The organism is Marinobacter sp. EhC06, assembly GCF_001650915.1.
In the GTDB taxonomy this organism is placed as follows: domain Bacteria; phylum Pseudomonadota; class Gammaproteobacteria; order Pseudomonadales; family Oleiphilaceae; genus Marinobacter.
In genome coordinates this window covers 15,815-36,319 of sequence record NZ_LXYO01000010.1, presented here as the reverse complement: position 1 = coordinate 36,319, position 20,505 = coordinate 15,815, and the positions used below count along the sequence as shown (strand labels likewise).

The 20,505-nt window shown below is 56.5% G+C and carries 20 protein-coding genes and 2 tRNA genes; 11 read left to right on the top strand and 11 right to left on the bottom strand.

Going from position 1 to position 20,505, the window contains the following annotated elements; all coding sequences use genetic code 11:
- Window positions 1-9: 9 nt before the first annotated feature.
- A complete protein-coding gene (locus tag A8B84_RS05295; RefSeq protein ID WP_138103093.1) occupies window positions 10-2,097 on the top strand; it encodes a sensor domain-containing diguanylate cyclase in 2,088 nt (695 codons plus the stop codon).
- 18 nt (window positions 2,098-2,115) lie between these two features.
- On the opposite strand, the gene A8B84_RS05290 is transcribed toward A8B84_RS05295, so the two are convergent.
- Entirely contained in the window at window positions 2,116-4,449 is a 2,334-nt protein-coding gene (locus A8B84_RS05290) for a xanthine dehydrogenase family protein molybdopterin-binding subunit (RefSeq protein ID WP_064228130.1), read from the bottom strand.
- On the bottom strand, window positions 4,446-4,907 hold the full coding sequence (locus A8B84_RS05285) for a (2Fe-2S)-binding protein (protein ID WP_064228131.1): 462 nt from the start codon (window positions 4,905-4,907) through the stop codon (window positions 4,446-4,448). Before A8B84_RS05285 ends, A8B84_RS05290 begins: the two co-directional genes overlap by 4 nt.
- Window positions 4,908-5,068: 161 nt before the next feature.
- Here A8B84_RS05285 and A8B84_RS05280 point away from each other — a divergent pair, with 161 nt between their 5' ends.
- Window positions 5,069-5,473 (top strand): DUF1330 domain-containing protein, encoded by a 405-nt coding sequence (locus A8B84_RS05280; RefSeq protein ID WP_064228132.1) that lies wholly within the window; start codon window positions 5,069-5,071, stop codon window positions 5,471-5,473.
- A 12-nt stretch (window positions 5,474-5,485) separates the two neighbouring features.
- Here A8B84_RS05280 and A8B84_RS05275 read toward each other — a convergent pair whose 3' ends face one another.
- Window positions 5,486-5,815, bottom strand: coding sequence for a branched-chain amino acid transporter permease (locus tag A8B84_RS05275; RefSeq protein ID WP_064228133.1), 330 nt, complete (start codon window positions 5,813-5,815; stop codon window positions 5,486-5,488).
- Window positions 5,808-6,512, bottom strand: a complete 705-nt coding sequence (locus A8B84_RS05270; protein WP_064228134.1) for an AzlC family ABC transporter permease — start codon at window positions 6,510-6,512, stop codon at window positions 5,808-5,810. Before A8B84_RS05270 ends, A8B84_RS05275 begins: the two co-directional genes overlap by 8 nt.
- A gap of 168 nt (window positions 6,513-6,680) precedes the next feature.
- Here A8B84_RS05270 and A8B84_RS05265 point away from each other — a divergent pair, with 168 nt between their 5' ends.
- From A8B84_RS05265 to pgsA, 5 genes are all read left to right on the top strand, one after another.
- On the top strand, window positions 6,681-8,300 hold the full coding sequence (locus A8B84_RS05265; protein WP_064228135.1) for a methyl-accepting chemotaxis protein: 1,620 nt from the start codon (window positions 6,681-6,683) through the stop codon (window positions 8,298-8,300).
- Window positions 8,301-8,384: 84 nt separating this feature from the next.
- Window positions 8,385-8,636: a hypothetical protein gene (locus A8B84_RS05260; RefSeq protein WP_008174466.1), complete on the top strand. Its 252-nt coding sequence runs from the start codon at window positions 8,385-8,387 to the stop codon at window positions 8,634-8,636.
- A gap of 99 nt (window positions 8,637-8,735) precedes the next feature.
- A complete protein-coding gene (uvrY, locus tag A8B84_RS05255) occupies window positions 8,736-9,398 on the top strand; it encodes a UvrY/SirA/GacA family response regulator transcription factor (RefSeq protein WP_064228136.1) in 663 nt (220 codons plus the stop codon).
- On the top strand, window positions 9,382-11,244 hold the full coding sequence (uvrC, locus tag A8B84_RS05250) for an excinuclease ABC subunit UvrC (protein WP_064228137.1): 1,863 nt from the start codon (window positions 9,382-9,384) through the stop codon (window positions 11,242-11,244). Before uvrY ends, uvrC begins: the two co-directional genes overlap by 17 nt.
- A gap of 7 nt (window positions 11,245-11,251) precedes the next feature.
- The gene (gene pgsA, locus A8B84_RS05245) at window positions 11,252-11,830 is read left to right on the top strand and encodes a CDP-diacylglycerol--glycerol-3-phosphate 3-phosphatidyltransferase (RefSeq protein WP_064228138.1); all 579 of its coding nucleotides are present in this window, start codon (window positions 11,252-11,254) and stop codon (window positions 11,828-11,830) included.
- Here pgsA and A8B84_RS05240 read toward each other — a convergent pair.
- The 4 genes from A8B84_RS05240 to A8B84_RS05225 are packed head-to-tail and all read right to left on the bottom strand — an operon-like array spanning window position 11,763 to window position 15,356.
- Entirely contained in the window at window positions 11,763-12,416 is a 654-nt protein-coding gene (locus A8B84_RS05240) for an ABC-type transport auxiliary lipoprotein family protein (protein WP_082905089.1), read from the bottom strand. The two genes, pgsA and A8B84_RS05240, sit on opposite strands and share 68 nt — an antisense overlap.
- Window positions 12,413-13,351 carry an MlaD family protein gene (locus A8B84_RS05235; protein WP_064228139.1) on the bottom strand — a complete coding sequence of 313 codons (939 nt, stop codon included), beginning with the start codon at window positions 13,349-13,351 and terminating at the stop codon, window positions 12,413-12,415. Before A8B84_RS05235 ends, A8B84_RS05240 begins: the two co-directional genes overlap by 4 nt.
- A gap of 2 nt (window positions 13,352-13,353) precedes the next feature.
- The gene (locus A8B84_RS05230; RefSeq protein WP_227512720.1) at window positions 13,354-14,187 is read right to left on the bottom strand and encodes an ABC transporter ATP-binding protein; all 834 of its coding nucleotides are present in this window, start codon (window positions 14,185-14,187) and stop codon (window positions 13,354-13,356) included.
- A 2-nt stretch (window positions 14,188-14,189) separates the two neighbouring features.
- Window positions 14,190-15,356: an MlaE family ABC transporter permease gene (locus A8B84_RS05225; protein WP_161487083.1), complete on the bottom strand. Its 1,167-nt coding sequence runs from the start codon at window positions 15,354-15,356 to the stop codon at window positions 14,190-14,192.
- 224 nt (window positions 15,357-15,580) lie between these two features.
- On the opposite strand from A8B84_RS05225, the gene A8B84_RS05220 reads away from it, so the two are divergent.
- Together A8B84_RS05220 and A8B84_RS05215 are read left to right on the top strand one after the other, a co-directional pair.
- Window positions 15,581-15,656 (top strand) — tRNA-Gly (locus tag A8B84_RS05220).
- 60 nt (window positions 15,657-15,716) lie between these two features.
- Window positions 15,717-15,790 (top strand) — tRNA-Cys (locus A8B84_RS05215).
- Between the two features lie 328 nt (window positions 15,791-16,118).
- On the opposite strand, the gene A8B84_RS05210 is transcribed toward A8B84_RS05215, so the two are convergent.
- From A8B84_RS05210 to A8B84_RS05200, 3 genes are all read right to left on the bottom strand, one after another.
- A complete protein-coding gene (locus A8B84_RS05210; RefSeq protein WP_064228141.1) occupies window positions 16,119-16,679 on the bottom strand; it encodes a hypothetical protein in 561 nt (186 codons plus the stop codon).
- A gap of 198 nt (window positions 16,680-16,877) precedes the next feature.
- Complete coding sequence (locus A8B84_RS05205; protein WP_064228142.1) at window positions 16,878-17,987, bottom strand: hypothetical protein; 1,110 nt, start codon at window positions 17,985-17,987, stop codon at window positions 16,878-16,880.
- A gap of 160 nt (window positions 17,988-18,147) precedes the next feature.
- Window positions 18,148-18,408: a hypothetical protein gene (locus A8B84_RS05200; RefSeq protein WP_064228143.1), complete on the bottom strand. Its 261-nt coding sequence runs from the start codon at window positions 18,406-18,408 to the stop codon at window positions 18,148-18,150.
- 342 nt (window positions 18,409-18,750) lie between these two features.
- Here A8B84_RS05200 and A8B84_RS05195 point away from each other — a divergent pair, with 342 nt between their 5' ends.
- Window positions 18,751-19,752 carry a helix-turn-helix transcriptional regulator gene (locus A8B84_RS05195; protein ID WP_064228144.1) on the top strand — a complete coding sequence of 334 codons (1,002 nt, stop codon included), beginning with the start codon at window positions 18,751-18,753 and terminating at the stop codon, window positions 19,750-19,752.
- Between the two features lie 132 nt (window positions 19,753-19,884).
- Entirely contained in the window at window positions 19,885-20,484 is a 600-nt protein-coding gene (locus tag A8B84_RS05190) for an outer membrane beta-barrel protein (RefSeq protein ID WP_064228145.1), read from the top strand.
- The last annotated feature ends 21 nt before the right edge of the window (window positions 20,485-20,505 follow it).

The window sequence follows — 20,505 nt, the reverse complement described above, 5'->3', positions numbered from 1 at the left end:
CCGTTTACCTTGAAATCCGATACGCTTGTTCAGGCCTGTCAGTCGTCGGTTCCGCCGTCTGTACCGGATACATTCCTGAGCATCCAGCCCTGCGGCTGCCTGCTGGTTCTCGATAAAAACCTCGCCCGAATCCTTCAGTGCAGTGCGAACGCGGAGCACTATTTGCGGGTGGCCGTTGATGATTTACTCGATCACAGGCCTGAGCATGCCCTGGGAAAAAGACTGATAGGCAAGATCCGCACGGAATTGCGCACAGCCAACCGTCTCAGTGGTCCGCTCTCAGTTCAGAAAGTCATTGATGGGCGTAAAACGCGTTTGCAGGTTAACGCTTTCCGGTCCGGCAACTCAGTCGTTTTAGAGATCGAACCGATTACGCCGCTTGGCAACCGGCGCCTGATGGGAACGGTCAACCAGTGGCTGACCAAGCTGTCCCGGGCCCCAACACCGGATTCCTTGATAGAGATTCTGGTGGCGGGAGTGCGCGACATCACCCGGTTTGAGCGGGTTCTGGTGTTCCATTTTGATGACGAAGGGCACGGTGTCTGCCTTGCTGAGAGCCTCGCCAAGGGTCTGTCACCGGTATTGGGTCAGCGATTCGCGGCCAGTGACTACCCGGAGGCCCAGCGGGAAAAGTTTGCCGTACGGGAAGTGCGCAGCATTCCTGACCTTGGAGCGGATGGGATTCCGGTCATGTCATCGGCTACGCTTTCTGAAGGCGTGGTCCGCGAGATTGATGCCAGTGGCACAGTGTTGCGGGCACCGTCCCGCCGCCAGCGAAACTTTCTGGACGACTTCAATGCCAGGTCTCTGCTATCGGTTGCCATCGTAAGCCAGGCGGGTCTCTGGGGTATGGTGACCTGCATTTCGGCAACGCCGACGCCTCTGCCGCCAACACTCAGGGACGCTGCCCGGACCCTGGTGACCATGGCGACTCAGCGGTTGTTCCTTCTCAAGGCGAGAATGGAGTCCAGCTTTCTTTTGCAGGTGCAGGAGTCCAGGGATTTTCTGGTAGAGGATGTGAAAGCCGGTTTGTCACCCTCGGACATGCTCCAAAAGTACGGCAGCGAGTGGTTGGCGCTTTTTCGGGCAGGCGGTCTGGCCTGCAAAACCAAGGGAGAAATATCCGAGATTGGCCTAACGCCATCCCTGAAAACCGTTGCCACGCTTGCCGAACGGCTTGAGCGGAACCATGGACAGGGCGTCTGGCTAAGCGCACGCCTCAAAGACGACCCCGTTTCTGAGGACCTCGACCTGAATGGCTGCTGTGGAATGCTTGCGGCACCTATGCCGGGCGAAGATTCTGCGGGCTGGTTGATGTTTTTTCGCCCTGAACACGATAGGACATTTTACTGGGCTGGTCGGCCGCAAGCGGATGCTTTGGTCAGTTCGCCCGGGGATGGCAGGGATCTGCGCCGCACCTTCAGCATCTGGCAAGAGGAAGTTCGAGGCACCAGTGAACACTGGAAACCGGTTGAGCGGCTGGCTGCGGCAGATCTCGGGGAGGATTTGGCTCTGCTTGCATCTGCTAGCGAAATTACACGGTTGAACGAGATGCTACGGGAGGAACAGCAGGCCCTTGCGAGAGCCAATGAAAAACTTCGCGAAGCGGTCAGTCATGATTCGCTGACAGGTATCTGGAACCGCTACCGAACGGAGCAGGAGCTGGACAAGGAACTGGCGAAGGCCCGTCGGCACAAACTGCCGTTTTGCGTCTTGCTGCTGGACATTGATCACTTTAAACATGTCAACGATACCTGGGGCCATGAGGCAGGCGATGAATTGCTGCGACACATTGCCTGCGATGTAACGGGCGTGCTCAGACAGGAAGACCATATCGGTCGATGGGGTGGCGAGGAATTTGTTGTGGTGGCTACCGGTGCTTCAAGGGCAGACGGGGTGGTTCTTGCAGAGCGCATCCTTGCCGCGGTCGCCGGGGTTCGGATCGTACAGATGCCGGAGGGTGTAACCGCCAGCATAGGCGTTGCAACCTGGCGTCCGGAAGACAAGCGCAAAGAGCTGGTGGCTCGTGCAGATAAGGCCATGTACGCCGCAAAAACCGGCGGGCGCAACCGCATAGAAACGGATCAGGGCCTCTGACGAGGCCCTGCCTTTACTCTAGCCCTTCAACTGGTCGCCAACGGGTAAACGTCTGATTCGTTTACCCGTTGCGGCATAGATTGCGTTGCACAATGCCGGCGCAACCGGGGGAAGGCCGGGTTCACCCACGCCCCCCATGGCTTCGTCGGGGTTATCCACCAAATGGACCCGAAGCATTTTGGGCGCATCCGGCATGCGGGGAATCAGGAACTTGTCAAAGTTGCCCTGTTGCGCCACGCCGTCCTCAAAGGTCACCTCGCTTTGCAGCGCGATACCAATGCCCATCACGATAGCGCCCTCCAACTGGGAACGAATTCGCTCGGGGTTGGCCTGGGGGCCGCAGTCGAAGGCGATGTCTGCGCGGTGGATGGTGAGCTCACCCTGATCATCCACTTCCACGTCAAACACAATCGCGGTGTAGGACACAAAGCTGTGGTGAAAGGCCAGGCCCAACCCGCGATTCTTACCCGGGGATTTACCCCAGCCGGCTTCACTGGTCGCCCGCTCGATGACGGTGCGCATGCGGCCGATGTCGATGGGGTAGAGATCCGGGTCTTCGCCATAGTTCCAGCCATCGCCTACCGTCAGGTTGTGAATCTCCCGGTCCGGGCCGAGCAGGTCGAGAACGTAATCCCGATGGTCCTTGCCAGCAGCCACAGCCATCTCATGGGCAAAGCTCTGGATCGCCCAGGCATGGGGCAGGTTATAGACCGACCGGAACCACCCAATACGCACATGGGCGGGTGCAGGTGGATTTTCCAGCCTGAGGGCGGGCACCGAGAACGGCATGGTGTTAAAGCCCATGCCCAGTTCAAACTCACCTTTGTGTTTCGGGTCGGGCGCAAACAGCGAGCCGATACTGGGTGACAGGGTCCGGTGCAGCCAGCCGGTGGCCTGACCGTTGTCGTCCAGGCCTGCTTCCAGATAGTCAACTGATACGGCATGAAAATAGGCGTGGTGAATATCGTCTTCCCGTGACCACTGCAACCGGATTGGCCGGCCTTGGAAAGCCTCGGCGATGCTGGCCGCTTCAATGGCAAAGTCCGGTTTGGACTTCCGCCCGAAGCCACCACCGAGCAGGGTAACGTGAACGGTGACATTCTCTGCATCAAGACCCAGCCTTCCGGCCACGGTATCTCTGGTGGCCTGCGGGTTCTGCACCGGTGCCCATACTTCGGCCTTGCCGTCTTTGATGCGCACGGTCGCAACCGGAGGCTCCATGGGTGCCTGGGCCATGTGGGGCATGTAGTAGGTAGCGGAAACCCGCTTGGCGGCGCTTTCCAGGCTTGCATCCAGATCGCCATGCTGACGGACGACCTTACCGGGTTGTTGCGCCGCCTTTTCCAGGGATTCCCGGTAGGCGGAAGAGGTGTAACTGGCGTTGTCTCCGGCAGCCTCCAGATCCCAGTCAATTTTCAGTGCTTTACGTCCTTCCATGGCGGCCCAGGTATTGGTAGCCACCACGGCAATCCCACCAAGGGGACTGAAGCCGGCGGGCTGGCCGGTACCTTCAACCTTGAGGACCTTCTCCACACCGGGCACCTTGAGGGCCTCGGCATCATCGAAGTTCGCGACGGTAGCGCCGTAAACGGGAGGGCGCGCGATTACGGCGTAAAGCAGGTTATCGAAGGGAACATCTGCACCGTATATTGCCTTGCCGGTAACAATATCCTCACCGTCGATGGCTTTCGGGTAAGCCGATTTCAGCTCACCGTTGATCAGCCCGGTTTCCTTGCCGACAAAACGCAGCTCATCATCGCGCTTCAATACCAGTGCATGGCGTCCCGGAACCTCAAGTTCCCGTGCTTTGGCCGCAAGCTCGCCAAAGCCGAGTTCCTTGCCTGAAGACCTGTGAACGATGGTGTGTACGCCAGCCTGAACCTCACTAATCGGCACTCCCCATTCGTTGGCCGCCGCCTGCTCCAGCATCTGCCTGGCAGCCGCAGCGGCGCGGCGCATGGGCTGGTACCAGTGGCGCATACTGCGGGAACCGTCGGTGTTCTGGTTGCCGTATTTGCTGTGATCGCCTTCCGCCTGTTCGACTCTCACCCGGTCCCAGTCGGCACCGAGCTCGTCGGCACCGACCATTACCAGACTGGTCCGGATACCCTGACCCATTTCAGACCGGTTGTTCACGATGGTGACAAGGCCATCCGCATCGATGTGAATGAATACGTTGGGGTCGTCCACCCAGCCGCCGGGCATTGCTCCGGCGCCAAATTGAGCCTTCTCATTGCCGCCCAGGGCCACATCCCAACGGGCCGCAAGCACCAGGGCAGAGCCACCAGCCAGGCCCATCAGGAAACGTCGACGGCTGACGTTGGCAATCATCAAGTTGTCATCGGCGCTCATGCTTCACCCTCCTGGCCGGAAGCCCGCTCGATCGCCGCAAGAATACGGTTGTAGGTGCCACAACGACAGAGGTTCCCTGCCATGGCGTCGACAATCTCCCCGGTTTCGGGGTTCGGTGTCTTTTTCAGCAGGGCGGTGGCGTTCATGATCTGGCCACCCTGGCAATAACCACACTGGGCGACACCCAGATCGAGCCAGGCCTGCTGAACCTTGCTGCCAACCGGGTCGTCAGCCATGGCTTCAATGGTGGTGATCTCGCCGCTGGCCGCAGAGACCGGTGTTACGCAGGAGCGGATTGCGGTTCCGTTCAGGTGAACCGTGCAGGCGCCGCACTGGGACATACCGCATCCAAACTTGGTTCCTTTGAGGCCAACAACATCGCGGATCACCCAGAGCAGGGGCATGTTGTCGGGAACGTCGAGCTCATAGCGCTCGCCGTTGATCGTGAGGGTAGCCATATCGTCCTCTCATTTATGAGTTTTGCGTCTCCTTCACTGTAGCCTTACGAAGAGAGAAGGCAAAAAGAGCAAACTGAATGAAAGGTAATGAAATCGCTTGCGCGCGGGCCTCTCGGCTGGGCTATAGTAGGCCCCGGAACCAAGAGAAGAAGAGGATAAGGATGGACGCCGTTAATCCCACTCCCGAACAGCTTCAGAAAGTCCTGGCGGATACCCCCAAAGACCAGCCTGTGGTCATGTTGAATCTGCTGCGCTTCCGCGATCGGGCCAATTACAAGGAAGAGGCGCCGGAGCGAACCGGCCGTGAAGCCTACACGGTGTATATGGAAGAGGCCGCTGCCTGCGTAAAATCGGTCGGTGCGGAAGTCATCTGGTCTGGCCGTAGCGTTGGATCGCTGATCGCGCCCCCGGATGAATCCTGGGATCAGGTGCTGTTGGTCCGCTACCCCTCAATCGACGCCTTCATGGCCATGATCGAAAGCCCGGAATACAAAGGCGTGGTCAAACACCGGACCGCAGCCCTGCAGGACTCCCGGCTGGTCGCCAATCTCGAAAACAGGGTGTGAGGCAGGGCTGGATCAGAGCCCGGCTTGCTGGATGGCCATGTAACTGATTGTTCCCGCAGCAATCGAAAGCAGGGCATTTCGACGCCAGAGGTGAATAATGACCACCAGGGCGCCTGGTAGCAGGGCATCGAATCCCATCCAAGTACCGGACCAGTCTGCCGAACGCTGCAGGAACACCGTCGCCAGCAATCCCATAACCGCCGCAGGCAAGTAGCGCCCGAGATGACGGACCAGCGGGTGTTCCGTGTGTCTCTCGAAAAACAGGAACGGAATCACCCGGGTGGCAAAGGTCGCGACGGCCGCCACCGCTATGAATGCTGCCAGGTAGCCGGGTTCACCCATGGCTGCTCTCCTCGCGTGTTGTCTGCCCGCGACTCTTCCGGTATTCCAGCAAGAGCACAGCGGTGACCAGCGCAATGGCCCCAATCAACTGGTGCGCCGGCGGCAATAGCAAAATGGCAACACCCGCGGCGGCGGCTCCAAGCCAGATCGGGAAGCCCTCGCCCAGGGCCTTGAACTGTTCCAGCGTCAGAACAATGAACAAGGCCACCAGCGCGAATTCAATGCCCGTGCTGTCGAAGGCAACGTTGTCGCCGAGCAGTGCGCCGATCGCGCATCCCACCACCCAGTAACACTGGTTGAAGCCGGTAATCCGGAAATCTACCTCCTGTTCATGGGCACGATCAGTGCCCCGAGGGCGACTGGTGAGCAGGGAATAGGTTTCATCCGTTAAACCGAAAATCAGGTAGAGCTTGCGCCAGCCCGCGCCCTTGAACTGACCAAGCAATGAAAGCCCGTAGAACAGATGGCGGGCGTTCAGAACAAACATTGCGATGAATACTTCCAGCAGGCCGGCATTAACGGCCAGAAGGCTCACGGCCAGTATCTGGCCGGCGCCTGCATAAATCACGATGCCCATCAACGGCGCTGCCCACCAGGCATAGTCGAGCTGCGTTGTGAACAACACGCCGAAAGCCATGCCCAGCGGTAGATAGCCGAACAGAATGGGTAAAGTGAGTCTGAAAACGGACTGGTTCATTAGCATCCAAACGGTCAGAAAGCGGCGATCATAGAGAATCAGTGGAATTTTTTGAAGTGGTTAACACCATTCTCGACTGCAAGCGGTAAAAAGCTGACGCATCAGATGCAATAAAAGTGTCACAAAATCGGCATACCATCCGCGGCATAGCCCGTTGTTGGAGTTGTCATGTTCGGCACAGTAAGAACCCGGATCCTGTTTTTCGCCTTTCTCTCAGTCTTTGCCCTTGCTGGGCTCGCCGCGCTCTCGTGGAGCATTATCCTGAAAGCGGAAGACGCCTCCAAAACCCTGATCCAGAGCAACCTGAACCAGGCCTGGCTGCTGGCGGATCTGGAGCAGGATCACCGACACTTGCAGGACCTCGCCTATAAGATTAAGGCCCAGCTCATGCTGTGGGATGAAATCGAGACCGAGTTCAGCCGCCTGGAAGCCGCGTTGCCAGCCCATTGGCAGACCCTGGAAACGGACCCGGGGCTCCGGGAGTGGGCAGAGGCCCACCGTGAGGATTTCGAGCGGGTACTGGCGCTTATGGCCCGAATGAAAGAGGGGATTGCCGAGAAAAGCTATTATCGGGTTGGTCAGGTGGTGGATTTCGATCTTTTCCCGGCCATGGAGCCGATGCTCGGCGCGATAACCGAACGCCAGCTCCAGAGCAGGGAGTCTGTGTCAGTGGGTGCAGATGAGTTGTTGTCATTTCTTTCTGGCCAGCAAACCTATCTGATTGCCGGTTCAGTGTCCTTCCTGCTCATCGTCATCGCCATGACCTGGTGGCTGAGGCAGTCGGTAATTCTGCGTTTGCAGGGCATGGAAAGCGATCTGGTCGCCATGGAGAAAAACGCAGACCTCACGCGGGTACCGGTCCTGAAAGGGCGTGACGAAGTTGCCGGTGTCGCAAGCGCACTGGGTGGATTGGTCTCCCGATTCGAGCACTTTATCGCTGACATCCGTTCAGCTGCCGGTGGTCTGGATGAGCGTTCCGGTGCCCTGGATAACGGGGCCGAATCGCTTCAGGCAGCATCCGAGAAAACCCGGAAGCAGATCCATGATGTTAGCCAATCCATGGCCGCCATTGCCGACCAGGCGTCGGCCATTGAGCGAGCCACAGATGAATCTGCCAACACCGTGAAATCGGCGGTGGCGGCCAACGAAGAAGTCCAGCATCGACTCACCACAAGCGAGGGCGCTGCGGAACATACGGTGGATGTCATTTCCCGCGTTTCAGGCTCCATTCACGCCCTTAACGAATCCACGGGCAAGATTGAGCAGGTCATTGGAGTGATTGCCGATATTGCCGAGCAGACCAACTTACTGGCTTTGAACGCTGCGATTGAAGCGGCCCGCGCAGGGGAACACGGTCGTGGTTTTGCGGTGGTGGCCGATGAGGTACGGACTCTGTCCCGTCGCACCTCCGACTCTACCCGGGATATATCCCAGTGGGTGCAGGACCTTGTATCCGGCGTAAGCAGCGTCGATGCGCTTTTGGAAGAAATGCGCGATGCCGGCAGCAGCAACCGCGAGCATCTGGCTGCGCTCAAGGGACACCTTCAATCCCTGCAGGGCCAGTTCGTGGATCTTGAGAACCACAGCGCCGAGATCAGCTCTGCGGTTGCGTTTCAACGGGACGAGATCGGGCGGGTAGGCCGCCGTTCAACAGCGCTGGACGAAAGCGCCGATTTCCTCATTGAAACCGTGGAGCAAACCCGGACCATCAGCGAAGCGCTCAGGCAGGAGTCAGTCTCAATGCGGCAATTGATCGCCCGTTTCCGAACGGCCGCAGAACCAGCCTGATCAAGGATTGTTTGCCCGGATCCCCTCTCCGGGCTTCTACCTCGCCACCATAACTCGTAACATGGTTGCGTCAAAGGAGGTAGTATGACCGACAGCGCCGAAAACCAGCCCGAGCAAGACCCCAGACAGGAAAAATTCGTTGTCGACACCGAGTTGCTGACCGAAGACCAGCTTCAGGGCCTGGTGGAAGAGTACTGCACCCGATACCACGGACTGAACGACACTGAAAACCCCATGGGCGAGCAGAGCAGGGTAATGTCTGCGGTGCGCCGGGGCGATCTGGTGGTCTGGTTCGATCCCGTGGAAAACACCGCCGGGCTGGGTGTGCCGGCTTAGGCGTCAGGTGTGTCACGGTATTTGTGTTTGCACCTACCCGGGGCAGGAACTAAACGTTACAATCGCGCTGTTTTCCGAAAGCCGTGTGCGAGGTGAATTTTGATCAGGGTACTGGTTGTAGATGACCATGAGCTGGTGAGGTCCGGTATTACCCGGATGCTGGCTGACAACCCGGACATTGAAGTCATCGGGCAGGCGCCATCCGGAGAGGATGCCATCGATTTCGTCCGCCAGGAGCGGCCGGACATCGTGCTCATGGATATCCGCATGCCAGGCATCGGGGGCCTTGAGGCGACCCGTCGCATACTCCGCATTGATGATTCCATTCGCGTGATCGTGGTAACCGCCTGCGCGGACGCCCCCTATCCGACCCGCGTCATGCAAAGCGGTGCCACCGCCTACATCACCAAGGGCGCGGATATCAAAGAGATGGTCCGCGCCATTCGTATGGCTCACACCGGCCAGCGCTATATCAGCCCGGAAATTGCCCAGAAGATGGCTCTGAAGCAACTGGGCGGCGGCGATCGGGACGAGGACGGCGAGCTCTCGCTTTTCGACCGGCTTTCCGAGCGGGAAATGCAGATCGCGATGATGGTGGTGGATTGCCAGAAGGTGCAGGACATTTCGGACAAGCTGTGCCTGAGTCCGAAGACCGTCAACAGCTACCGCTACCGGATCTTCGAGAAACTGGAAATTTCCAGTGATGTCGAATTGGCCCTGATGGCAGTGCGGCTCGGGTTGCTTGATGCCGACAAGGTCTGACCCTGAGAGCACCCACATCGGGGAGTTTGACAGCAAGAGCTTCCTGAAACAGTTGACCGAGCGGCCCGGCGTCTACCGAATGTACGACGAGGGTGGCTCGGTTCTATACGTGGGCAAGGCCCGCAATCTGAAAAAACGGGTTGGCAGCTACTTCCGCAAGACCGGCCTGGCGCCCAAGACAGAAGCCCTGGTTGGCAAGATTGCCTCTATCGAGGTGACGATTACCAGCAGTGAAACCGAGGCGCTGCTGCTCGAACAGAATCTGATCAAATCGTTACGGCCGCCCTATAACATCCTGCTCCGTGACGACAAGTCCTATCCCTATATCTATCTGTCCTCCCACAGCGATTACCCCTCGCTGACGTTTCGTCGTGGGCGAACCAAAAAGGGTGGCGGCACCTGGTTCGGGCCGTTTCCAAGCTCGGGTGCGGTCAAGGAAAGTCTTAATGTATTACAGAAGATATTCCGTATAAGAAACTGTAGTGAAAGCTTTTTCAGGAATCGAACAAGGCCTTGCCTGCAGTACCAGATCAACCGCTGCACGGCACCTTGTGTTGAATACATTACGCCCGAGGAGTATCAGCAGGACATCCGCCACGCCACCATGTTTCTGGAGGGGAAAAACCCTGCGATTCTCCACGATCTGATGAATGCCATGGAGACCGCTTCCAAGAACCTGGAGTTCGAGAAGGCGGCGGCCTATCGCGACCAGATCAATCATCTGCGCCATGTTCAGGAACAGCAGTCGGTAGACGGCGAGGGCGGCGATGCGGATGTCATCGCCATTGCCCAGGACGCGGGTATCGTCTGCATCGTGGTGATCATCGTGCGCGGTGGTCGTGTGCTCGGTACCAAGGACTACTTCCCCCGCTATTCCATTGAGCAGACCGAGGGCGAACTGCTCAGTGCCTTCCTCGGGCAGTATTATTTCGGCGGCAACACCCGACGGGAGATTCCGCGGGATATCCTGGTGCCGGTTGAAGTGGAGGGTCAGGAACTGTTGGCCCAGGCGCTCACTGAATCGGCGAACCGGGAAACCCGGATTCGGGGCAACGTCCGGGGTGAACGCCGCCGTTGGCTGGAGCTGGCCATGACAAACGCCCGCCAGACCCTGCTCACGCACCTGGCGAGCAAGGAGACCGTTTACCGGCGCCTGCTGGCACTGAGGGATCTTCTGGAGCTGGCGGAAACCCCATCGCGGATGGAGTGTTTCGACATCAGCCACAGCCACGGGGAAAATACCGTCGCATCCTGTGTGGTTTTCGATGAGAATGGCCCCCTGAAGAGCGATTACCGCCTGTACAATATCGAGGGCGTTACCGGCGGCGATGATTACGCCGCCATGCGTCAGGTGCTTTCCCGTCGCTACAAGCGGATGGTGGCCGGCGAGGGCAAACGCCCGGATCTGGTCTTCATAGACGGTGGTAAGGGGCAGTTGAATATTGCCCGGGAAGTCTTTGATGAACTTGAGATTTCCGATATCCCGCTGATTGGTGTCGCCAAGGGCGTGACTCGTCGTGCAGGCATGGAGCAGCTTATTGATGCCATGACCGGGGATGTGTTCCGGGTGCCGGCAGATTCGCCAGCGCTGCACCTGATCCAGCATATCCGGGATGAGTCCCATCGTTTTGCTATTACCGGTCACCGGGCCCGGAGGGACAAAAAGCGCCGGCAGTCTACACTGGAAGGCATTGAGGGCGTGGGGCCGAAAAAGCGCCGCGACCTGATTCGATATTTTGGCGGAATACAGGAACTCCGCAAGGCCGGGGTTGATGAGATGACCAAAGTGCAGGGCATCAGCAAATCACTGGCCGAAACCATATACGCAGCATTGCACGACGAGTAAGGACAGCATGAATTTACCAAACATCCTCACCCTCTCCCGCATCATCATGATTCCGGTGTTCGTGGTGATTTTCTATCTTCCGGTGGGGTGGAGCTACCTCGTGAGCGCGGCGATTTTCGGATTGGCGGCGGCCACCGACTGGCTGGACGGTTATCTGGCCCGCAAACTCGACCAGAGCACACCGTTCGGCGCGTTCCTGGACCCGGTCGCGGACAAGCTCATGGTAGCAGTTGCACTGGCTGTGCTGATCGAGGAGCACTCGGCGATTCTGCTGACGATTCCGGCCACCGTTATCATCGGCCGTGAGATAGTCATTTCCGCCTTGCGGGAGTGGATGGCGGAAATTGGCAGCCGCGCCAGCGTGGCGGTTTCCTACATCGGCAAGATCAAGACCACCGCGCAGATGTGCGCGATTGTTGGTCTTCTGGCATTTCCTCCCGGCGTCCTCTGGGCCAATGTTGCTCTGGCGTTACTCTATATCGCCGCGATTCTCACACTCTGGTCCATGGGCCTCTACCTCAAGGCTGCCTGGGCTGATCTGTTTCCGGAGAAGGCCTCAGGTCAGACGGATAGTCACACGTCTTAGCCCATTCAATCACCCTGGCGGCCAGATTGCTGCCAGCGGTTCCGAAGGCCTCAACAATCTGGTCAACCGATGTGCCTGAGGTCGGCGCCACAACCCGCACAGAGCGAGTGCACAGCCTGGCCCGCGAGCGGTTGTGAATCATCTGCAGGTGCAGCTCGATAACCACCTGCGGACCGGATTCCGGGGTTTCCGAATGAAATGCCGAGAGTTCGGTGACCAGGGTCAACTCAGCCTGCGCCGGGTTGGTATCCGTAATAACATTCGCGTAGGCGCCACTCTGACGAAGGCTGCTGACCAGCATATCCCGAACCACCACCGGTGCCGAATCCCGCCAGCGGGTTCCCTCGTAGGCCCGGAACTCCTGAGGCGTGGGTTTGGCCAGAATCAGCGATCCGTTAAAAGGCTCTGAGGCGTAGGGTGTATCAACGCGAAGGGATGCCTGAACCGGTTGCTCCGCCGTTGGAGCCGCTTGGACCACTGCCAGGTCCATAACCCTCGGTGGCTCCGGGTTCGGAAACACCGTGCAGCCACTGGCAAAGGCAGCACCCAGGAGAAGTGTCAGGTTTCTGATTGACCTCAATGTCACTGTGCCATCTCCTTCATAGTTTCATTGCCGAACAGCGTGCCAGTGGGATCCTGCTCCAGGCGATGAGTAAACTGGTTCAGGCTCCTCAGGGTTGCCCTCAGCTCCCGCAGTGCGGGAGCCAACTCTCCCATGCCCTGGAGACCGGCATCCATTGCCCCCTGGTTGTTACGGGTCAGCTCATCAATCCGCGCCATGGTGGTGGTGATAACCGCAAGGGCCTTGTCCATGGATTGCAGAACCTGTTGACCATCGTTCTGCAGCAGCTCGTTGGCATTATCCGAAACCCTGGACACCTTGATGGCTGCTTCCTCGGCCCGAACGGCGGCGGCGTCAAATTGTTCGAGCAGGGCGATCAGCTGTTCCCGGCGGTCGAGCAGGGCATCCGTGGCTTCCCGGGTGTTTTTCAGGATCGCGGATGCATTCTCGATGTTGTCACTGGATAGCAGCTCGGTAGTGCTCGTAAGCAGCTGGTCCGCCTTGGCCAGGAGTTGTTCGCCATTGGCAAGCAGGCTATTGAACGCCGAAGGCTCGGCAACAATGACCGGTGGGTTATCGCGATCGCCCTTCAGCGCCGGCTGGTCCGGGCTTCCACCGCTGAACTGTACACTCATGCTGCCGGTGATGTTGGCGAGCACCAGGCCGGCCTTGGTGTTCTCACGAATGGGTACCGACTGATCAACCCGAACCAGCACCCGCACGTGGCCGGGGTTGTCCGGATCCAGGGTCAGCTCTACCACATCACCAATCTGAACGCCGCTGTAAAGCACAGGGTTACCCTCGGACAGGCCACCAACGGCATGGTCGAAGACGATTTCATAGTAGCCCCATTCCCGATCGGCAGAGGATTTCGCCAGCCACAGGGAAAAGATCAGCGCGGCCGCAAAGGCCAGGATGGTAAACAGGCCAATGATCAGGTGGTGGGCCCTTGGCTCCATGGTTACTGCTCCTGATTCCGTTTGTTCGAATGGTCCCTGAATGCGTAGCTCGCTGCCCGGCCCCGGGGGCCGTTAAAGTAGTCCTGAATCCACTCATCTTCCGTGGCGGCAACGGCTTCCAGCGTATCAGCTACCAGCACCTTGCGCTGTGACAGTACCGCAACCCGGTCGCAGGTTGAGTAGAGAGTGTCCAGATCATGGGTGACCAGAAACACGGTCAGCCCCAGGGCATCCCGGAGCGTCACAATCAGCCTATCAAATGCAGCTGCCCCGATAGGGTCCAGGCCCGCCGTGGGCTCATCCAGGAACAGGATCTCCGGATCCAGTGCCAGAGCCCGCGCCAGGCTCGCCCGCTTCACCATACCGCCGGAGAGTTCGGACGGGTAACGAACCGCTGCGTCAGGTGGTAAACCGGTCAGCGCAAGCTTCATCCGGGCCAGCTGTTCGGCTTCGGGCCGCTTCAGGCCGGCGTGTTCAATCAGCGGAACGGCGATATTCTCCTGCAGGTTCAGCGAAGTAAACAGGGCGCCCCCCTGGAACAGAACACCGAAGCGTTGCTCTATGCGGGAACGTGCCCGTGCCGAAAGCTGGATAAGATCCTCACCAAACACCCGGATATGGCCCGAGGCGGGCGTGTTCAGTCCAACGATACTGCGTAAAAGCACCGTTTTGCCGGTTCCCGACCCGCCAACTACTCCCAGTATTTCACCCCGCAGCAGATCGAGATCGAGGTCCTCGTGCACAATGTGATCGCCAAAGCGGTTGCACAGGTCCCGCACCGCTATCACCGGTTTGTTTCTGGCTTCAGTGCTCGAAGATGCCGCCATTACCGCCATGATCACCAGCCCATTTCCATAAAGAATAGTGCAGCAATGGAATCCAGCAGAATTACCATAAAGATGGACTGAACCACGCTGGAGGTGGTGTGTTCGCCCACCGATTGGGCACTGCCAGCAACCTTGAACCCTTCCAGACAGCCAATCACGGCAATCAGGAACGCAAAGATCGGCGCCTTCACAATGCCCACAACGAAATGCTGAAGGGCGATGTCCCGCTCAACGATGGCCATGAACTGCGTCGGCGAGATATCCAGCACCAGGGCACAGACCATGGCGCCGCCCACCATGCCGGAGATCATGCCCACAAAGGTGAGAATAGGGAGGCTCACCATCATCGCCATTACCCTTGGTAGCACCAGCAGTTCGATGGGGTTCAGGCCCAGGGTGCGGATGGCATCCAGCTCCTCGTTAACCTTCATGGCGCCAATGTGGGCAGTAAACGCGCTGGCGGTTCGGCCGGCCAGCAGGATTGCGGCCAACAGAACCCCGAATTCCCGCAGGAAGGAAAATGCCACCAGGTTAACCGTATAGATAGTGGCACCAAAATCCTCCAGCACGGTCGCCCCGAGGAACGCCACAACAGCGCCCACCAGAAATGTCAGCAATGCCACAATGGGCAGGGCATTCAGGCCGGTGTCGTGAACGGCTGCAACGAAGGGCGTCATACGCCAACGCCAGGGCCGGGGAAGGTTCCAGGCCAGGGTGCCCAGCGTCTGGCCGATGAAGCCTACAAGAATCCACAGCAGCCGGAAGATGCTCTCCACCTTCTGGCCTGTTCCGGTCACAAAGCTCCAGAGCAGGGAAGGCGCGCGCCCATCAGGCGCTGGCTGGTTCTTCATGGCCTCGCAGACGGCGGCAATCAGCGCGGATTTTTCACGGGGTAAGTCGCCAGCGGCCGAGGCGGCTTCAAGCAAGCGCTCCGGGCCGATCAGGGAGGCCAGTTGCGATGCACCGGCAGTGTCAATCCGATCCAGCCCCGAAAGGTCTATCGATAACTCACTTGTATCCCTGGAAGACATCGACGAAGCCACGGCAGCCAGAGACCGGTAATGGCTCAACAGCCAGTCATCCCTCACCTTCAGGGTGCCGGCTTCAATGGTCACGGATCCGGGTTTGGAAGACGGTTGTTGTGGATCGGTCTGCTCGGAAGAATCAGGACTGGGCACGTTCTGTCGAATCCCTGAGTGATGTTGCCTGCCAGTGACTAGCTTAGAGAGTGCAAAGGTTCTCTGCCAGTATGCAAGTCGCATGATTGCATCCGGCATCGTGATTGGCCAAACTTTACCCACAATCTCCAGTAAAACAAAAACTTGATAAAAAACTATTGACGCCCGAACGGTAATCCGTAGAATACGCAGCCGTTGACGAGGCAATGCCCCGGAAACAAAGAGCGGGAATAGCTCAGTTGGTAGAGCACAACCTTGCCAAGGTTGGGGTCGCGAGTTCGAATCTCGTTTCCCGCTCCAATTTCAAGTCTCTCAATGCCCACCTGAGAGCACAAAGATCCGATCTCTTCGATCTTTTCCGGCGCGGTGGCAGAGTGGTTATGCAGCGGACTGCAACTCCGTGTACGCCGGTTCGATTCCGACCCGCGCCTCCATTTTTACCCTTTAAAATCAATGAAGTACGTAATTTCTATTTGGTTGATTTTCTCACCCAAAAAATATCCAAATTAAACCCAAAATATTATCCGCCTCGGTAAGCTGCTTTTGAGGGTGTAATTGATTGGCCGACCATATGTTTTGGCCGCCGTTTTCACCAGAATGTGCCAGTGTCTGGCACATCTGATCGCGCGGCCGGAGCTCCCAGCGTATGTAGCCATAATTTGGTCGGGTCGGCCAGACTATGGTTTCAAGAACAAGATTAGCACCCGATAATAAAAAAGCCTCGACCCGATTGGTCGAGGCTTCTAGTTAGCCTAATGGCCCTCAAAAATACGAGTTAAGGTCAATCACAGTTCTTCCCCTAGCTTTCTTGCGTAACAGCAGAAGGTACTCGTATGCATCCCAGGGATGCATATAAGGGACGCACAGCTCAGATGCCGTGTATGCGAATTTTGCGAGGTCATCATCCGTTGCATAAATCAAAAACTCAGGGTCTCCATCGATAGGCTCATCCGGAATAACTTGACTGGGCTCGGTAGGATTATCGAACTCAAGTTCCACGCTTTTTACAATATTGCGAATTTCTTCCCTCAGGTCGTTTCCTGTGAGTTTAGTCTCACCGAGAAAGTCTCGGGTCTTCTTTTTGATGATTTCCAATTCTACGGTTTGCAAATACCGCCCGATCTTCAAATTCATTTTCTCACCGTCATTTTCAGAGCAGGTGAAAGTAGAATAATCGTCGTCTTTAATCGTAAACGGCTCCGAAATTTTTCCGGGATAACGCCCATTCAAGTTGAGAGATACTGCGATGGTTAACCCCGTCGGAGCCACGTGGATTCGCGTTTCGTATTCGGTATAAGTCTTTAAACCAGTGTCTAAAAGCATAATATTGTCATGACCCTAAAGTTGAATATTAAATTGATTTCGAGATTTCTGGCTGATCGAAAGAGCCCGAAAACCAAATTACGTAGGCGTTCTGCCAATATTTCAAAAGCTTCGTAATCACTATGCGTGCTTTATTATCTGTTATAAGCCTCCGTTATGTTCTTAATGGCATTGATTGGGACCGCTGTATGCTTGGATTTATTGGGTCTTTTGTTCTCGATCAAATTTAATGGTGGTCCTGGCTCGTTTTGGTGGTTTGATCAACCGATAATGATTCCGCATGGCCTGCGTCTCGTGTCCGCCTTTGTCGTTTTCTCCTTGGCTCAGGAACTCTTCGGTCAGTCCTTTCTTGCGGAGGTCCCTAAGGTGGTACATACCTCCATAGCCCGCTTTCTTGCAGGCATCTCGCCAGGCGGCCTGCATAGTTCTGTGTTTTACTTGTTGGGCTCTGGAGCGCTTATCGAAGTAGCGCGGGTATACTAGGAGGTACTCGCTTATGACTGCCTCCTTCCGCTTGAACTCCACAAACCACGTCCACAGATCTGCGAGATCCTCGTTCATCTCAAGCTCAATGCCGATTTTGGTCTTGTGGCGAGCAAAGCGGATCACGCCGTAGGCGAAATAGTCCCCGCGATCGACGGGCTTTTCATAGAGCTCACCTTGGTTTTCCTTCAAATTGAAAACGTCGATTGGCTGCTGACTCATCATGTAAATGAGATCGCAAATCTTCGCACGCCACGCGCCGTCCATATCTCGCTTGTTATGACGATGGACGCACAGATGTTCAGTAATCTTCCGATAGGCCTCATCAGGGATGAGAACTTGGCGTTTTTCTTCGGCGGCTTTCCGGATATCAATCATCGGATTTCGGTCAATGAGACCTTCCTGAACCGCATGGAGGAACACCCGGTTCAATGTGTTCTTGAGACCGTTGTAATGGGTCGGCATCGGCAGCCATGGGGAAAGCAGTTTGCGAATCTTGCGAAGGATTTGCGGGTCAGAAAGCGGGAATTCTGCGTCGCCGCTCTGCTCCAATTGCCGGGCATCGCTCGCGTAATCAATTCGGGTTGGTTTAGCGATAGGGGCGCCTTTATTCGGTCCTCGTAGGGATAGGACTCGGCATTCTGACCAAACTATGCTCTTGCCTTTTAGTTGATGACCGAGGACCTCCGTTCTCCATTTCTTCAGGTAGTCCTGAAGAAGGATGTGATCCCCCTTGCTTGCTGGTATCGAGAGGTGATCCAACTTTTCAGCCAGGGCGTTGGTTTTTCGTTCTTGGACTTCGGCCTCCCATCTGTGGTTAAGCATTGACCACAGTCGGATCGCTTGATTCCTGTCCCTGGTGTCCAAGGTGCCACGTTTTTTCGTAATCGGATGGATGACGAAGTAGACACCGTCCTCGCTCTGATAGAGGCCAGGGTACCTGTGCAGCGAGGAATGTTTTTCAGAGCGGTATCTTGGTGCCATTTTAGGAAGCTAATTTATTTGCCAAGTCATGGATAAAGGCGTCTTCTGCAGCGTCGGATCGGGACACCCGACGCTCCATCTCCCGAAAATAACCGTCCAAGTCGATTTTCCAGGCTTTCCCCAGCTTAAAGGCGCCCGGGATAACTGCCAGTCCGCACTCGTCTTTCGCAGCACAGAGTCGACGAATAGTTGATGGGGCAGGTGGCGTGCTGTCGTATTCAAATACGACCTCAATAAAATCCTCAATCGATACCGGACGCATAGCGATCTCCCGACTCATTTAGTTAGACCCATCTGATCGTTTTAAGGCGCGCAGTGTCAGAAGCACTTCTGATCAGACATTGAGGTCACTTTACGGATTTTTTTGGAGGAGCAAGTGCAAAAAGGCCGCATAAAAATGCCGTCGTTTTGCATAGATAAGGGGATTAGGGGGCTCGAGGCATCAATCTTGGCAAAGTTGGTTCACCAAATACCCTTGCCAGACAAAGACGCGGGATCAGGAGCCTGCTATTAACCGGGTACTGGAAGCGTTTGGTCAGTGTGCTGTAGAGTGCGGCGACATAAGAATTATGATAGCCCGACAAAGCCAGGCAAGGATCCGCCAATGTCGAATACCGCAGTCCGCTACCTCACCATGCTCCGAATGGTGCCTCGATATCCAAAGTCCATCACCACGACTGAGCTCACAGAAAGGCTCGATGAGCAGGGTTTTTCTGTGACCATGCGTTCTATCCAGAGGGACTTAGAGAAGCTGAGTATCGACTTCCCGTTACTGGTGGATGAATCTTCTCGTCCATTTCAGTGGTCTTTCGACCGTGAAGCCACAATGGATATCATCCCAGCATTGGACCTGCCGGCTGCACTGACTTTTGAGCTCGCCAAGGCCTACCTCACTCCGATGCTTCCGCCACGAGCACTATCCCACCTGAAGCCGCATTTTGATGAGGCGCACAGAACCCTTTTGCGTGAGCAAAACCCGCTGGGGCAATGGCCGAATCGCGTCAGAGTGATTAACCGTGGTTTGAGCGGTCAAAGACCCTCTATAGACTCGGATGTGTTGGAAACGGTAACTGAGGCCTTATTACGAGAATATCGGTGTGAACTCACTTACCAGGCTCGCAACTGGCCCGAACCGGCCGAGATTGTTGTGCACCCTTTGGGCCTTATCTTCCGTGACCCCAATGTCTATCTGATCGGAAAGATCGAGGGTAGGGAGGGTGTTCGCCAATTGGTTCTGCACCGGGCTTCCGGCGGCAAACTGGTGGAGAAGCCCCTTGAACGACCAGAAGACTTCGACCTGGATCTTTACATTTCCTCCGGCGCCATGGGCATTCTTCACTCTCGAGCCCCGATGTTCCTGCACCTTCGCTGCGACAAGCCGGTGCTCAATCATTTGATTGAATCGCCTTTGGGTTTCGACCAGGTGACAACAGACATCGACGAAAACACCTTTGAAATTACGGTCACTGTCGGCGATACCCAGGATTTGCGCTGGTGGCTCACGGCTCAGGCCGTGCATTGCGATATCTTGGAGCCTGATTGGTTGCGAGAAGAAATCTCCTCCACCCTGGAGAAGGGATTATCTCGTACACAGAAAACTGGATGAGTTTGCTCTTAACTTTGAATCTTTTTTTGAGTCTGCGACCGTAGCTGTCGCTCTCTTTGGTCAGTATTAGTAACCGAAAAAGAGCGGGCTATTCGCTCGCTTTGCATTGTTCTATCGAAAAAGGATGTGGAAATGAAATTGACTAGAATTGCGCTGATGGTTTCCGTTGCCGTAGTGGCTCACGCATCAGCTTATGCGGCCGAGTCGCGGCCCAGTTATTTTGGTATTTCCGCTGGCCAAGCCACTGTAGATGACTTCTGCGAAGGATCATCATCGTGTGACGACAGCGCGCTGGCCGTTCGCTTTTACGGTGGTACCGAACTGAATAGCTTTGCCAATCTCGAGTTTGGGTACCGCTATATTGATGATGTTGAGGCTTCCGGTGTAATCAACGGTGTCGGAGTGGTAGCTGCGGTAAATGGTCATTTCGTTGATACAACGCTTCAACTGGGCATGCCTGAAACAGGTCCATTCAAGGTATTCACCAAAGCAGGCCTCATGCTGTGGCGCTTGAATTACGAGGCTGCAGCGAGCAATGGATTTCAGACTATTTCTGTAAGCGACGACGATACTGGCGTGGCATTCAGAACCGGCCTTGGCATGAGCTATGAAGTTGCCGAGGGAATCCGGCTGCGTGCAGACTGGGATCTGCTGTTGAACGTTGGTGATGAGGATGAGCTGGGCGAAACCGATATCAACGTGTTTTCAGTGGGGCCAGAATTCAGGTTCTGATACAGCTTTTGCCATCAAAGG

What these genes read in the sequence shown, in the direction of transcription:
- A8B84_RS05205 (WP_064228142.1), bottom strand. Translation starts at nt 17,987, where the DNA reads ATGCTTAACCACAGATGGGAGGCCGAAGTCCAAGAACGAAAAACCAAC.
- A8B84_RS05230 (WP_227512720.1), bottom strand. Translation starts at nt 14,187, where the DNA reads ATGGCGGTAATGGCGGCATCTTCGAGCACTGAAGCCAGAAACAAACCG.
- A8B84_RS05275 (WP_064228133.1), bottom strand. Translation starts at nt 5,815, where the DNA reads ATGGGTGAACCCGGCTACCTGGCAGCATTCATAGCGGTGGCGGCCGTC.
- A8B84_RS05285 (WP_064228131.1), bottom strand. Translation starts at nt 4,907, where the DNA reads ATGGCTACCCTCACGATCAACGGCGAGCGCTATGAGCTCGACGTTCCC.
- A8B84_RS05280 (WP_064228132.1), top strand. Translation starts at nt 5,069, where the DNA reads ATGGACGCCGTTAATCCCACTCCCGAACAGCTTCAGAAAGTCCTGGCG.
- pgsA (WP_064228138.1), top strand. Translation starts at nt 11,252, where the DNA reads ATGAATTTACCAAACATCCTCACCCTCTCCCGCATCATCATGATTCCG.
- A8B84_RS05200 (WP_064228143.1), bottom strand. Translation starts at nt 18,408, where the DNA reads ATGCGTCCGGTATCGATTGAGGATTTTATTGAGGTCGTATTTGAATAC.
- A8B84_RS05210 (WP_064228141.1), bottom strand. Translation starts at nt 16,679, where the DNA reads ATGCTTTTAGACACTGGTTTAAAGACTTATACCGAATACGAAACGCGA.
- A8B84_RS05235 (WP_064228139.1), bottom strand. Translation starts at nt 13,351, where the DNA reads ATGGAGCCAAGGGCCCACCACCTGATCATTGGCCTGTTTACCATCCTG.
- A8B84_RS05190 (WP_064228145.1), top strand. Translation starts at nt 19,885, where the DNA reads ATGAAATTGACTAGAATTGCGCTGATGGTTTCCGTTGCCGTAGTGGCT.
- A8B84_RS05195 (WP_064228144.1), top strand. Translation starts at nt 18,751, where the DNA reads ATGTCGAATACCGCAGTCCGCTACCTCACCATGCTCCGAATGGTGCCT.
- uvrC (WP_064228137.1), top strand. Translation starts at nt 9,382, where the DNA reads ATGCCGACAAGGTCTGACCCTGAGAGCACCCACATCGGGGAGTTTGAC.
- A8B84_RS05260 (WP_008174466.1), top strand. Translation starts at nt 8,385, where the DNA reads ATGACCGACAGCGCCGAAAACCAGCCCGAGCAAGACCCCAGACAGGAA.
- A8B84_RS05290 (WP_064228130.1), bottom strand. Translation starts at nt 4,449, where the DNA reads ATGAGCGCCGATGACAACTTGATGATTGCCAACGTCAGCCGTCGACGT.
- A8B84_RS05265 (WP_064228135.1), top strand. Translation starts at nt 6,681, where the DNA reads ATGTTCGGCACAGTAAGAACCCGGATCCTGTTTTTCGCCTTTCTCTCA.
- A8B84_RS05270 (WP_064228134.1), bottom strand. Translation starts at nt 6,512, where the DNA reads ATGAACCAGTCCGTTTTCAGACTCACTTTACCCATTCTGTTCGGCTAT.